The organism is Streptomyces sp. NPDC005151 (assembly GCF_053599875.1).
The window spans coordinates 21,300-35,004 of the sequence record NZ_JBSFYR010000005.1 but is presented as its reverse complement, the minus strand read 5'-3'; the positions used below and the strand labels follow the sequence as shown (position 1 = coordinate 35,004).

Here is a 13,705-nt window from a genome sequence, read left to right as displayed (position 1 = left end):
GTCACTCGCCTCCCTGGACGCGCAGAGCCGTCGCAGGATCGCCGCGGCGCAGCGCCAGCGCCGCCACGATGAGCACGGGCGCGGCGGCAACTCCCGCGACCAGCAGGGCAACGCGGCCGACGGGCAACTCCACCAGCACACCCGGAACAGGCTGTGTGGCCTGTCCGGTCAGCACGATCAGCGGTACGACGGCACGGGTGAGCACCGCGCCGAGGGCAAGCCCGATCAGCAGCGCGAGCCCGATCAGCAGCGACTGTTCGGCGGCAAGCAGCCGGGCCAGCTGGCGCCGCGGGGCACCGAGCGCCCGGAGCACCGCGAACTCCGCCGAGCGTTCCCGCAGCGCTCCCACCGTGCTCACCGCGAAGCCGACCGCGGCCAGCGCCGCGGCGACGAGAGCCACCGCGAGCAGCGCCGACTGCGGGCCCGCGCCGAGCGGATCGTCGTGCAGGTCCTCGGTGATCTCGTCACGCACCTGGATCTGGGTCGGATCGATCTCGGCCCTGTCCCGCAGGGCCGCCGCGACCCGATCCGCCGTGCCGGGCTCGGTGAACAGCCACCATTCGGTGGGCGGGAACGCCGAGTCGGGGCGGGCGGCGAGCACCCGGTTGACGGCCCGCAGATCGAGCAGCAGCGCGCCGCCGTCGGTCGCGGGGGTGGCGGCCGCATCGGGGCCGCCCGCACCGGGCCCGGTGGTCGGGATGCCGCGGAGGACGCCCGCGACCTTCACCTTGACGGGGCCGCCGGGCATCGGGATATCGATCACGGAGCCGGGTTTCGCGCCGCTGGACTCGAGGAAGCGATCGGTCGCCAGCGCGGCCGGCAGGGCGGGTTCGGCACGCCGGGCCGCGACCTGGACGGTGACCGTGCGCTCGGCACCCCACTCGTCGAACACCGCTCTGCCTGTGTGGTACGAGACGTCGAGCGGCGTCCGCGCCGACGAGCCCACGGCGGTGATCGCGGGCGGACGCTCGTTCTTGGACGGGTCGGGATCGGCGCTCACCGTTGCCTTCGCCTCCCAGACCAGCCCCTTCGGCACAGTGACCCCCTGGGTGGCGCCATCGGCGGTGATCGAGCGCATTCCGCCGATCGTGAGCCGCTTGGACGCGATCCGGTCCGGATAGCCCGCCTCGTCGAATTCCACCGCGGTCAGCGCCAGCGGACCCGCCGGCCTCCCCACCGGGGCATCGGCCGCCTTGGCGAGGTCCACGGTCATCGCGTGCGGCTTGCCGTCCGGCGCAAGTGTGTCCAACTGCAGCCGGTACGGCACTCCGTAGCGGTCCTCGACGGTAAGGGTGATGATCGTGCCCCCTCCGTTGTACGGGCCGTCCTCGGCGGCGCGCAGGGTGACATCGAGAACGAGGCGCGCGGTGTCGTCGGGCAGCAGCACACCGGTGCGTGCGGTCTTCTGCGGGTGCAGGGCCGCCAGCAGCCTCTCGGGGCCGGCGTCCGCCAGATCGTCCCGCAGCTGCAGTTCCGTGCCGGCGAGTCCGGTGTCGAGCGCCAGTACGGTGGCCTGGCGTCCGCCCGAGAGACCGAGACCGGTACGGGCGGCCGGCACCGCTGCCCGTACGCCCGGCATCCCGTCGTACACCCCGCCCTGCCCGAACTGGACGGTGCCGCTGCCCAGTACGCGTACCGGGGCACCGGCACGGAAGTCCGCCTGGTCGTCCTGCGAGCGGTCCCAGGACGCGCCCTGGCCGATCGCCAGCATGCCCATCGCGACCGCGAGCACCAGCAGCAGCACCGGACCCGCGCCGCGCAGCGGTCTGCGGCTGAGCTGCCAGCCGGCGAGCGAGGTGGTCAGACCCCGGCCCGCGGCCGCGCGCCGCTCGGCGAGCTTCGCGGTCGGCGGCAGCAGCCGCAGGGTGAGGACGGTCCCGGCCAGCAGCGCCAGCGCGGGCGCCACGACGAGCAGCGGATCGATGCCCAACTGCCCCTCGCGGTCACCGCTGAGCGCACCGCTGCCCGAGGTGCGCCGGTCCAGCTGCCAGTACGCGACCGCGGCGACGACAAGGAGTCCGACATCGGCGCCGGCCCGCAGCGGGGCGGGCAGCGCACGGGCGCGGCCGCGTGCCGCCGCGGCCGCGGTGAGCGCCGGGGCCACCACGGCCGCGGCGCAGGCCAGCGCCGCCACCGCGCTGACCAGCCAGACCTCTGCGGTCAGGCCGGTGTCGATGTGCAGCCCGATCCTGGCCAGCAGTCCCTGCCCGGCCAGCAGCCGGGTGAGCGGACCGGCGAGCAGCGGTGCGCACACGGCGGCGGGCAGCGCGAGCAGCAGCGCCTCCAGGGCGGAGAGCGCGGCGAGACGGCCACGCGATGCGCCGCGGGCCAGCAGCACCTGGGTCTCGCCCGCGCGTTCCGTGCTCAGCAGCCGGGCCACCAGCAGCAGTGCGTACGCGGCAAGCAGCACCAGCTGCAACGAGACGATCAGCAGCGTCGCTCTGGACACCAGCAGCGCCCGCTCCAACTGGCCGAGGACGTCGGGCAGCGAGGTGCGGGCCATGACGCCGCCCTTCAGCCCGGGCTGTGCGGCGAGGAACCTCTGGCTGTTCTTCGCGGCCGTGCGCAGAGGGTCGATCCGGTCGGCGCCGAACGTGCCGAAATCAGCGGTCGCCAGCCAGGACAGACCGTTCTGCGTGATACGGCCGGATCCGAAGGTCGCGGTGTCGGTGAGCAGCGGCCCGTACGTCATGAACGAGTCCTTGCGCACACCGCGCCCGCCCAGCTCGTCCAACTGCCAGTACGGATCGTTCCGGTCGACGGGACGGTAGGTGCCGGTGATGCGTATCCGCACCGCGGGACCAAGAAGCCGGTCGGTGAGGGTCAGCACCCGCGGACCTGGCGAGAGCTTCAGCTGCTTCGCGGCGGCCTCGGGCACGGCGACCCCGATCACGTCGCCCGGTCCTGCCGTGGGCCAGTCGCCCTTCGACAGGCGGACCCGTGAACGGTCCGCCACGGCGAGCTTGGTGAGGTCCGGTTCGCCCTTGCGGGCTGCCGGTGGCTGCAGACTGCGCGGCAGCGCGTACGGCCCCGAGCGGTCGAACTGCCGCAGGGTCACCGGCAGTCCGTCGAAGGACTGCTCCGCCCCGCGCCGGGCGGCCCGCGTGGCCGCAGCACGGTCCGCGCCGGGACTTTCCGTGGTGATGACCAGCGAGGCGGCAGCCGCGTCCCTGGTCTGCAGAGCGTGACGCAGCCCGGCGTCCCCGACGGAGCCTGCGAAGGCGGCGAGGGTGGCCAGTACGGCGGTGGTCAGCAGGACGGCGAGCAGTGCGGCCGTGAGCAGCAACCGGTGTCCGCGTGCACGGAGAAACACAAATCTCGTCACCGGTCTCCCCCGAAGTGCCCTGTGTTCGTCCCCCGAAAGCCCTTTCGGAACGGATGTTTTCAGAGGCGGTGCACGGAGAACACCCTCTCACACAGACTTGATCGGATCGTGACCGGATTCCGGCACGAGAACACCGGAATGCGGCTCTCCGGCCGGCGGGTCAGACCTGCTCGACGATATGGCCGTCGTTGAGTTCGAGCACCCGGTCGGCCAGGCCCAGCAGTTGGGCGTCGTGCGTGGCGACCAGTGCCGTCACACCCTCGCCCCGCACCACGGCACGCAGCAGCTCCATCACTGCGAGCCCGGTCTCCGCGTCCAGCTGGCCCGTCGGTTCGTCGGCGATCAGCAGGGCGGGCCGGTTGGCGAGCGCGCGGGCTATGGCGACACGCTGCTGCTGGCCGCCGGAGAGCTCGCCGGGCCGCTGCGCCGCGTGATCGGCGAGTCCGACCAGGGCGAGGAGCAGCTCGACCCGCTCGTCGCGCTCCTTCGGGTCGGTTCTGCGCAGGCGCATCGGCACACCGACGTTCTCGGCAGCCGTCAGGATCGGGATCAGGCCGAAGGACTGGAAGATGAAGCCGATCCGGTCGCGGCGCAGCTCCAGCAGGCCGTCCTCACCGAGGCCGGCCAGATCGGTGCCGCCGACGGTGATGCGGCCCTCGTCGGGGGAGTCGAGCCCGCCGACCAGGTTGAGGAGTGTCGTCTTCCCGGAGCCCGATCTGCCCTTGAGGGCGACCAGTTCACCGCGCGGGACGTCGAAGGAGACGCCGCGCAGCGCGTGGACGGCGGCGGCCCCGGAACCGTAGGAACGATGCAGGTTCTCCACCCGCACCATGGGTTCCCCGTCCCGGTCCGCTGCGACGGTCGTGCCGGAGTGCGAGCTGATGCTCTCGGTCATGAAGAGTCCCTTGTACGGAGTTGGTCCGGCTCAGTATGTGCAGGGGCATGCGGCCGGGCAATGGCCGGCCGCCAGGAGCCTCGTGTCGAACGCATGGGCGGGGCGGGTTCATGGTGGTTGCGTCAGCTGAGCACGGCTCGGGCGCTGAGGGCTCATCGGCATGTGGTGTTGCCCTGGGCCATGACGGGGGTTGCGCTGTTCGCTCGCCACCGCCTGGCCGGCGCTGGTCTTCGGCGTCCGCTCCGGGCGGGGCGCCGCTGCTGATCGCAGGGGGCTGCTGACCGGGAAGATCCCCGAGCCCGAAGTAGTTGGTAGAAGCGTGAACAACTTTGGGGTCGGGGCAGCACGCGAAGTGGACGTGGTCGTGATAGGCGCCGGACAGGCTGGTCTGTCCGGCGCCTATCATCTGCGCCGCGCGGGTCTGGAGCCCGACCGCGACTTCGTCGTGGTCGACCACGCGCCCCGTCCGGGCGGGGCCTGGCAGTTCCGGTGGCCCTCACTGACGTACGGCAAGGTCCACGGCATGCATGCGCTGCCCGGCATGGAACTGTCCGGCGCCGACGACAACCGCCCGTCGTCCGAGGTGATCGGCGAGTACTTCGACGCGTACGAGGACACCTTCGATCTGCGGGTCCACCGGCCCGTGGACGTGAGTGCGGTGCGGGAGGGCGACGGCGGGAGGTTGCTCGTCGAGACCTCCGAGGGCGCGTATGCCACGCGCGCCCTGATCAATGCCACCGGCACCTGGGACCGGCCGTTCTGGCCGCGCTACCCGGGCCGGGAGACCTTCCGGGGGCGTCAGCTGCACACCGCGAACTATCCGGGGCCCCAGGAGTTCGCCGGGCGGCGGGTGGTCGTGGTCGGTGGCGGCGCCTCCGGCACTCAGCATCTGATGGAGATCGCCGAGGTGGCGGCGGACACCTTCTGGGTGACGCGTCGGCCTCCGGTCTTCCGGGAGGGGCAGTTCGGCGAGGACCAGGGGCGGGCCGCCGTCGCCATGGTGGAGGAGCGCGTACGGCGGGGGCTGCCGCCGCAGAGCGTGGTGAGCGTGACCGGGCTGCCTGTCACCGACGCCGTGCAGCGGGCTCGGGAGGAGGGAGTACTCGACCGCCTGCCGATGTTCGACCGGATCACTCCGACCGGGGTGGCGTGGGACGACGGGCGGACGGTGAACGCCGATGTGATCCTCTGGGCGACCGGGTTCCGCGCCGCCATCGACCATCTCGCACCGTTGCGGCTGCGCGAGCCCGGCGGCGGCATCCAGGTCGAAGGCACGCAGGCCGTACGGGACCCGCGGATCCATTTGGTCGGGTACGGGCCGTCGGCGAGCACCATCGGCGCCAATCGGGCGGGACGGGCGGCGGTGCGTGCCGTCAGGCAGTTGCTGAAGGCCGGCGGGGACGACGCCGTCGGCCGCGGGGACGAGCACACCGCCGCTCTGGTGTGACATCGCCCTTCAGCTGCCACTCGCGGTGCGCCGGTTGCGGTTGAACTCCCCGACGTTCTTCTGCTGCTCGGCATAGCTGTCGGTGAACCGGGTGTCTCCGGGTGCGACCGTCACGAAGTGCAGCCAGGGGCCCGGCGTCGGCGTGATCGCCGCTTCCATCGCCCGCTCCCCCGGGTTGCCGATGGGGATGCGCGGCAGCCCCTTCTGCTCGTAGCTGTTGTACGGGCTGTCGACTGAGGTGGGGACGGGTGTTCGGGGACTCGTTCGCCATGCGGGCACGCTATCCCGGGCCGTCGGCGGCTCGGACGGGACGACACGGCTCCACACCGCGAGGACAGAACACACGAACAGGGGATCGGGTGTTCGCTGGAACGCGTGATCGTATGGCCGATCGTTGCTCAACTCATCTGCGAAACCTGATGATTACAGGGCGCAAAAAACGGGCTGCAGACCGCGACTGCGCTGTCCCAGAGATGCACCATGTACGAGGAGAAACACCTGATGAACGTCCTGACCAACCTGCTTGCCGGCCTCGTCCACTTCGTGGGTTGGCTCGTCTGACCTCTGCTTCGCCCCGGCGCCGTCGCTCCCCGTCCCACGGGAGCGGCGGCGCCGTCGCGTGTGCGGTCTCAGCCTCGGCTCCCCGGCCCATGAACTCGGGCAGGGCGGCGAACTCGGGTACCACGGTGACCGCCTCCGCGAGCGCGCGAAGGGTGCGGCGGACCCGGGTGAGGGGATGGTCGGGGAACTCGGCGTCCCACCGCTCGTGGTCCGCCGCGTGGAACGGCAGCCCGCCCTGGACGTCAGCAGCGTAGGGGTGGGGCCGGAAGTACTGTTCCGGGCCCGCGCCCCGTGCTCACTTCTCCGCGTCCCGATCAGCTTGCCACGGGGTCGAGTTGGGTGTCCCGGAGGACAAGCGCGGCATAGCGGCCGTCCTGCTGGAGCAGCTCCTCGTGGCTGCCGCGCTCGGCGGTCCGGCCGCCGTCGAGGACGACGATCTGGTCCGCGTCGCGAACGGTCGAGAGGCGATGAGCAATGGTGATCGTGGTGCGCCCGGCAGACAGTGCGTCGATCGCCTCCTGTACGGCGAATTCGGTACGGGTGTCGAGGGCGCTGGTCGCCTCGTCGAGGATCAGGACGGGCGGGTTGCGCAGGATGGTGCGGGCGATGGCCAGTCGCTGTTTCTCGCCGCCGGAGAAGCGGTAGCCGCGCTCGCCGACCAGGGTGTCGTAGCCGTCGGGCAGCGAGGCGATGTGGTCGTGGATCTGTGCCGCGCGGGCGGCCTCCTCGATCTCGGCGTCCGTCGCGTCCGGCTTGGCGAAGCGCAGGTTCTCGGCGACGGAGGCGTGGAAGAGGTACGTCTCCTGGGAGACCACACCGACGGCCCGGGCGAGCGTGTCGAAGTCCAGTTCGCGTACGTCGACGCCGTCGAGCGTGACCCGACCGCCGGTGACGTCGTACAGCCGTGGCACCAGGTAGCTGAGCGTGGACTTGCCGGAACCGGTGGGTCCGACAACGGCGAGGCTGCCGCCGGCCGGCACGGTGACATCGACGCCGCTGAGGGTCGGGCCGCTCTTCTCGTCGTAACTGAAGTCCACGTCCTCGAAACGGATCTCGCCGCGGATCTTCTCCAGCCGGACGGGCTCCTCGGGCTCGGTGATGTCCACCCTGAGGTCGAGGTACTCGAAGATCCGCTGGAAGAGTGCGAGGGACGTCTGCATCTGCACCCCGGTGGAGAGCAGGCTCACGGCGGGCCGGAAGAGGCCTTGCTGGAGCGAGACGAAGGCGACGAGCGTGCCGATGGAGACAGCGGGTCCGCCGGACTGCAGGGCGAGTCCCGCGGCCCAGTAGATGACGGCGGGCATGGCGGCCATGACGATGCCGATCGTCGACATCCGCCACCGTCCGGCCATGCTGGAGCGCACTTCGAGGTCGACCAGGCGCTCGGACTCCTCGGCGAAGCCCTGGGTGAGGGAATCCGCCCGGCCCATCGTCCGGCCGAGCAGGATGCCGCTCACGGAGAGGGACTCGGTGACCGTGGCCGCCATGGCGGCCATCTGCTTCTGGCGCTGGGTGGTGATCTTCTTGCGCTCGCGGCCGACCCGGCGGCTGATCCAGACGAAGACCGGCAGCAGGAGGAGCGAGACGAGAGTGAGCCGCCAGTCGAGCGCCAGCATGGCGACGACGGTGGCGATGACCGCCGTGAGGTTGGAGACCAGCGAGGTGGCGGTGGAGGTGACGGTGGCCTGCATGCCGCCGATGTCATTGGCGATACGGGACTGCACCTCGCCGGTGCGGGTCTTCGTGAAGAAGGCGAGCGGCATCCGCTGCAACTGGGCGTAGACCGACGTGCGCAGATCATGCATGACGCGCTGGCCGACGGTGGTGGAGATCAGGGTCTGCAGGACGCCGAACACGCTGTTCATCACGGCGGTGAGAATCATGCCGAGGGCGAGCAGCGAGAGCAGTCCCGTCCGCCCCTGGGGAATGGCCGTGTCGAGGATCTCGCGGAGCAGGAACGGCGAGGCGACCGACACCAGCGACGAGGCGCCGACGAGCAGTCCGACCAGCGCGAGCCGGCCGCGGTACGGATGGAAGAGGCGGAGGATGCGGCGCAGCTCGGCGGGCGGCCGCGTACCGTCCCTGGGCGGAGGTGTCCACGTGGGTTCGTCGGGTTTCATGGGCTCCTTCGGCAGGCGTGACGGAGGGAGACGGCCGCAGGCGGCAGTCCGACCTTTGAGAGCATAGCTCATTGTTACCTATACTCACAATGAACGTCGTCCTGATATTGTTCGCCCCATGGACTCCCCCGACTCCGACGGCCTGCTGGCCGAGCAGCTGCTGCGGCTCACCCGCCGGCTCCAGCGCATCCAGAGCCGCCAGCTGGAGCCGATCGGCATCACGCCGGCCCAGTTCCGGCTGCTGCGCACGGTCGCCCACTACGACGGGCCGCCCCGGATGGCGGATCTCGCGCAGCGCCTGGACGTCGTGCCGCGCGCCGTGACCAGCCTGGTCGACGCGTTGGAGGCGAGCGGCCGGGTGCGCCGCGCCCCCGATCCGGACAGCCGCCGGGTGGTCCGGATCGAAATCACCGACGAGGGCCGCGCCACGCTGCGCGCGCTGCGCGACGCGCGCAGGGCGGCCGCGGAGGAGATCCTGGCTCCCTTGACCGCCGATCAGCGCGAGGTGCTGGGCGGGCTGCTGTCCGCTCTGGTCGCGGGAATGCCGGAGCGTCGCTGCTGAGGCTCCGCCTTCGAATGGTGCCGGGTGCCGGGGCAAGTCGGCGCAGCCCGGGCTGGTTCGCCGGCCGGCCTCGAGGCCTTGCACCGATCATGAGCGGTGTGAATCTACGCTGGTAGAAAGATGGGAGTACCGCACCGACCCACCGAGGGGACCGTCGCCATGCCGCTGCTGGAGCCGAAGCCGGAAGTCCTCCGCCCGGGTGCGGCACGCACCCCGTCCCCCGACCGGGTCCCCGACGTGCGGGCCACGGGCACGCCCGAGCCGCTGCGCGGCGAACTGACCGCGCTGCTCGGGCCGGAGAAGGTGTTGTGGACCGTCTCCGACCTGGTGAAATACGCCTCCGACGCCAGCCCCTACCGGTTCGTCCCGCAGGTCGTCGTCGTCCCGGAGGACATCGACGACATCTCGGCGATCCTGTCGTACGCGCACGGCAAGGGCCGCGAAGTCGTCTTCCGGGCCGCGGGCACCAGTCTGAACGGCCAGGCGCAGGGCGAGGACATTCTCGTCGACGTCCGGCACCACTGGGCGGGCATCGAGGTGCTGGACGACGGTGCGCGGGCCCGGATCCGCCCCGGGACCACAGTCATGCGCGCCAATGCCACCCTCGCCCGGCACGGCAGGCTGCTGGGCCCCGACCCGGCCAGCGCCATCGCGTGCACGATCGGCGGGGTCGTCGCCAACAACGCCTCCGGAATGACCGCGGGCACCACCCGCAATTCGTACCGCACCGTCGCCTCGCTCACCTTCGTGCTGCCGAGCGGCACCGTCGTCGACACGGCCGATCCGGCGGCGGACGAACTGCTCGCCCACGCCGAGCCACAGCTGTGCGAGGGGCTGCTGGCCCTGAAGGCGGAGATCGAGGCGGACGCGGAACTGACCGCCCGGATCCGCGCCAAGTACGAGATCAAGAACACCAACGGCTACCGGCTCGACGCGTTCCTGGACGGCTCGACCCCCGTACAGATCCTGCGCGGACTGATGGTCGGCTCGGAGGGCACCTTCGGTTTCATCTCCGAGGTCGTCTTCGACACGCTGCCGCTGGACCGGAAGGTCTCCAGCGCCCTGCTCTTCTTCCCCTCGCTGACCGCCGCCGCCGCTGCCGTGCCCCGCTTCAACGAGGCGGGGGCGATCGCCGTCGAGCTGATGGACGGCAACACGCTGCGGGCGTCGGTGAACGTCCAGGGCGTGCCCGCGGACTGGGCCGGGCTGCCGAAGGAGACCGCGGCGCTGCTGGTGGAGTTCCGGGCCCCGGACGAGCCGGGGCAGGAGGCGTACGAGCGGGCGGCGGCCGCGGTCGTCGAGGGGCTGGACCTTGTCGCGCCGGTCGCCTCGGTGACCAATGAGTTCACCCGCGAGGCCAAGGTCATCTCGGGTTACTGGAAGGCCCGGAAGGCGTTCGTCACCGCGGTCGGCGGCTCCCGCCCGTCCGGTACGACTCTGATCACGGAGGACTTCGCGGTCCCGCCGTCGCTGCTCGCCGACGCCTGCGAAGCCCTCCTCCGGCTCCAGTCGGAGCACGGTTTCGACGCCGCCGTCGCGGGCCATGCCGCGCACGGCAATCTGCACTTCCTGCTCGCGTTCGACGCGGCGAAGCCGTCCGATGTCGACCGGTACGCCGCGTTCATGGACGACTTCTGCCGGCTGACCGTGGAGCGCTTCGACGGCTCGCTCAAGGCGGAGCATGCCACCGGTCGCAATATCGCGCCCTTCCTGGAACTGGAGTGGGGCCCGAAGGCGACCGAGCTGATGTGGCGTACGAAGCAGGTCATCGACCCCGACGGGGTGCTCGCGCCGCGGATCGTCCTCGACCGTGATCCGAAGGCCCATCTGCGCGGGCTGAAGACCATTCCCGAGGTCGAGCTGATCGCCGACCCGTGCATCGAGTGCGGGTTCTGCGAACCGACCTGCCCCAGTCACGACCTCACCACCAGCCCGCGTCAACGGATCGTGCTGCGACGGGAAATGATGCGCCAGCCCGGCGGTTCCCCGGTGGAGACCGGGCTCCTCGACGCGTACGGGTACGAGGCCGTTGACACCTGCGCCGGTGACTCCACCTGCAAACTCGCCTGCCCGGTCGGCATCGACACCGGCGCCATGATGAAGGACTTCCGCCACCAGCGGCACTCACCGCGCGAGGAGCGGATCGCGGCACTCACCGCGAGACACTTCAAGGCGGTGGAGGCCTCGGCGCGGCTCGCGGTCGCCGCGGCCGACAAGATCGGCGACCGGCTGCTGGAAACCGTCACCGGGCTCGCCCGCAAGGCCGTACGCCCCGATCTGGCGCCCGAGTGGCTGCCCGAGATCCCCGGCGCGGCGCCCCGCAAGCTGCCCCGCACCTCGCGGGTCGGGGCGAGCGCCGTCTACTACCCGGCGTGCGTGAACCGGATCTTCGGCGGTCCGGACGGCCACCGTGGCCCGTCGCTGCCGCAGGCCGTCGTCGCCGTCTCGGCCCGCGCCGGAAGGCCGGTGTGGATCCCGGGGGACGTCGCGGGGACCTGTTGCGCGACGATCTGGAACTCCAAGGGCTACGACGAGGGCAACGCCGTGATGGCCAACCGCATCGTGGAGGCCGCCTGGGGCTGGACAGCGGGCGGAAAGTTGCCCCTGGTCGTCGACGCCTCGTCGTGCACGCTGGGCATCGCCCATGAGGTGGTGCCCTATCTCACCGAGGACAACCGGGAGTTGCACCGGGAGCTGACGGTCGTCGACTCCTCGTCTGGGCGGCCGACGAGCTGCTGCCGGAACTGACGATCCTGCGGAAGACCGGCTCGGCCGTGCTGCACCCGACGTGCTCCATGCAGCATCTCGGCGACGTGGAGCAGTTGCGTACAGTCGCCGAGGCGTGTGCGGAGGAGGTCGTCGTACCGGACGACGCCGGGTGCTGCGCGTTCGCGGGCGACCGCGGGATGCTGCACAAGGAGCTGACCGCGTCGGCCACGGCGAAGGAGGCGGCCGAGGTCAACTCCCGTGAGTACGACGCCTATCTCTCCGCGAACCGGATGTGCGAGATCGGCATGGACCGGGCCACGGGGCGCGCGTACCACTCGGTCCTGATGGAACTGGAGCGGGCGACGCGCCCCTGATACGTCTCTCGCACGACCGCGTACGCAACCGACCACCGGGTCCGGCCACATCCGCCGGGCCCGGTGGTCGGCGTTCTCCTGGGCATCCGGTGAGCCGCGTACAAAAGTCCATGGTTTCGGTTACGAGAGTCCAAACCCTCCCCTTGCGTATCAGCAGTCTCATCTTCCAAGGTCATGACCGAGGTTCAGAGCAACAGCCGCGCACGTCAGACCCCCCTCCTGGAGGATCGATGAACGACGCAGCACAGCAGAACCACGGCACGGAGGACGGTGACGACGGCTCGATGAGCCGTCGTTCGGTCCTGTGGACAACCGCCGCCGGCGTGGCCGGTGCCGGGCTCGGACTGGGCGGTCTCGGCAGCGGCACCGCATCCGCCGCCACCCCTCTCGGCTCCGATTCCGCCGCCGGTGCACAGGCGCAGACGGCCACGCCGCAGCGCCAGGGCGCCACCATGGTGGGAGTGCCGTTCGAAGGGCGTTCCACCGTCCGGGTCGGCCTGGTCGGCCTCGGCAACCGCGGCGGCAGCATGATCGATCTCTATCTCGCCGTACCCGGAGTGCAGGTCGTCGCCGTGTGCGACCCGGTCAAGGAGAAGGCCCAGCGGGCCGCCGCGAAGGTGACCGCCGCCGGTCAGCCGGCGCCCGCCGTCTACACCAACGGCGAGGACGACTACGAGAATCTCTGCAAGCGCGGGGACATCGACTTCGTCCATGTGGCGACTCCCTGGGACTTCCACTTCGAGATGGCGAAGACCGCCATGCTCCACGGCAAGCATGTCGGGGTGGAGTGTCCGATCGCTCTCCAGCTCGATCAGCTCTGGGAGCTGGTCAATCTCTCCGAGCGCACCAGACGGCACTGCATGCAGTTGGAGAACTGCTGTTACGGGCGGAACGAGATGCGGGTGCTCCGCATGGCGCACGCCGGTCTCTTCGGCGACCTGCTGCACGGCGCGGGCGCGTACAACCACGATCTGCGCGGCCTGATGTTCGATCCGGACTACTACGAGGGTCCCTGGCGCCGGCTGTGGCACACCCGGCTGCGCGGCGACCTCTACCCCAACCACGGGTTCGGTCCGGTCGCCAACTACATGGACCTCAACCGCGGGGACCGTGCGGTGAGCATCATCAGCGTCGGTTCGCCGTCCCTGGGGCTCGCCGAGTACCGGACGAAGCACATGCCGGCGGGTGACCCGAGCTGGAAGGAGACCTATATCGAGAGCGACCGCACGATCAGTCTCGTCCAGACCGCCAAGGGACGGGTCATCCGGCTGGAGCACGACGTGTCCACACCGCATCCGTACTCGCGGATCAACAGCCTCGGCGGCACGAAGGGGCTCTTCGAGGACTATCCGGCCCGCATCTACATCGAGCCCGACCACACCGACGACACCTGGGGCGACTTCGGCACGTACGCCGACTGGGACCACTGGCTGTGGAAGGAACACGCCAACCCGCCCGGCGGGCACGGCGGAATGGACTACATGCTGGTGTTCCGGCTGATGCAGTGCATGCGTCTGGGGCTCGTTCCCGACTTCGATGTGTACGACGCGGCGACCTGGACGTCTCCCGTACCGCTCAGCCACCTCTCCATCAAGGCGAAGGGCGCGCCGCAGCAGATCCCGGACTTCACCCGCGGCGAGTGGAAGAACCCCCGCCCCGGCATGGACTCGGCGAAGCCCGCGAAGGCCTGACGGCCGGCGCGACGCTGCGGG

Annotated in this window: 6 protein-coding genes and 3 pseudogenes; 4 read left to right on the top strand and 5 right to left on the bottom strand. The window is 70.8% G+C overall.

Annotation, left to right across the window (positions count from 1 at the left end):
* Position 1: 1 nt before the first annotated feature.
* Both ACWD6R_RS04730 and ACWD6R_RS04725 read right to left on the bottom strand, forming a co-directional pair.
* On the bottom strand, positions 2–3,325 hold the full coding sequence (locus ACWD6R_RS04730) for an FtsX-like permease family protein (RefSeq protein ID WP_451817382.1): 3,324 nt from the start codon (positions 3,323–3,325) through the stop codon (positions 2–4).
* A gap of 160 nt (positions 3,326–3,485) precedes the next feature.
* Positions 3,486–4,220 (bottom strand): ABC transporter ATP-binding protein, encoded by a 735-nt coding sequence (locus tag ACWD6R_RS04725; RefSeq protein WP_451817381.1) that lies wholly within the window; start codon positions 4,218–4,220, stop codon positions 3,486–3,488.
* Positions 4,221–4,539: 319 nt separating this feature from the next.
* Here ACWD6R_RS04725 and ACWD6R_RS04720 point away from each other — a divergent pair, with 319 nt between their 5' ends.
* Positions 4,540–5,667, top strand: coding sequence for an NAD(P)-binding domain-containing protein (locus ACWD6R_RS04720; RefSeq protein ID WP_451817463.1), 1,128 nt, complete (start codon positions 4,540–4,542; stop codon positions 5,665–5,667).
* A gap of 9 nt (positions 5,668–5,676) precedes the next feature.
* On the opposite strand, the pseudogene ACWD6R_RS04715 reads toward ACWD6R_RS04720, so the two are convergent.
* The 3 genes and pseudogenes from ACWD6R_RS04715 to ACWD6R_RS04705 form a co-directional block, all read right to left on the bottom strand.
* Positions 5,677–5,907, bottom strand: a pseudogene (locus ACWD6R_RS04715) (endolytic transglycosylase MltG); the annotation flags it as partial.
* Between the two features lie 397 nt (positions 5,908–6,304).
* Positions 6,305–6,511, bottom strand: a pseudogene (locus ACWD6R_RS04710) (hypothetical protein); the annotation flags it as partial.
* Between the two features lie 31 nt (positions 6,512–6,542).
* The gene (locus tag ACWD6R_RS04705) at positions 6,543–8,348 is read right to left on the bottom strand and encodes an ABC transporter ATP-binding protein (protein ID WP_451817380.1); all 1,806 of its coding nucleotides are present in this window, start codon (positions 8,346–8,348) and stop codon (positions 6,543–6,545) included.
* A gap of 118 nt (positions 8,349–8,466) precedes the next feature.
* Between ACWD6R_RS04705 and ACWD6R_RS04700 the strand changes: the two genes are divergently transcribed.
* The 3 genes and pseudogenes from ACWD6R_RS04700 (at position 8,467) to ACWD6R_RS04690 (ending at position 13,684) form a co-directional block, all read left to right on the top strand.
* The gene (locus ACWD6R_RS04700) at positions 8,467–8,910 is read left to right on the top strand and encodes a MarR family winged helix-turn-helix transcriptional regulator (protein WP_451817379.1); all 444 of its coding nucleotides are present in this window, start codon (positions 8,467–8,469) and stop codon (positions 8,908–8,910) included.
* Positions 8,911–9,069: 159 nt separating this feature from the next.
* Positions 9,070–11,993: pseudogene (locus ACWD6R_RS04695) on the top strand (FAD-binding and (Fe-S)-binding domain-containing protein).
* Between the two features lie 230 nt (positions 11,994–12,223).
* Positions 12,224–13,684: a Gfo/Idh/MocA family protein gene (locus ACWD6R_RS04690; protein ID WP_451817378.1), complete on the top strand. Its 1,461-nt coding sequence runs from the start codon at positions 12,224–12,226 to the stop codon at positions 13,682–13,684.
* The last annotated feature ends 21 nt before the right edge of the window (positions 13,685–13,705 follow it).

Excerpts from the sequence above, each read along its gene's own strand:
- ACWD6R_RS04725 (WP_451817381.1), bottom strand. The coding sequence starts at position 4,220 with ATGACCGAGAGCATCAGCTCGCACTCCGGCACGACCGTCGCAGCGGAC.
- ACWD6R_RS04705 (WP_451817380.1), bottom strand. The coding sequence starts at position 8,348 with ATGAAACCCGACGAACCCACGTGGACACCTCCGCCCAGGGACGGTACG.
- ACWD6R_RS04700 (WP_451817379.1), top strand. The coding sequence starts at position 8,467 with ATGGACTCCCCCGACTCCGACGGCCTGCTGGCCGAGCAGCTGCTGCGG.
- ACWD6R_RS04690 (WP_451817378.1), top strand. The coding sequence starts at position 12,224 with ATGAACGACGCAGCACAGCAGAACCACGGCACGGAGGACGGTGACGAC.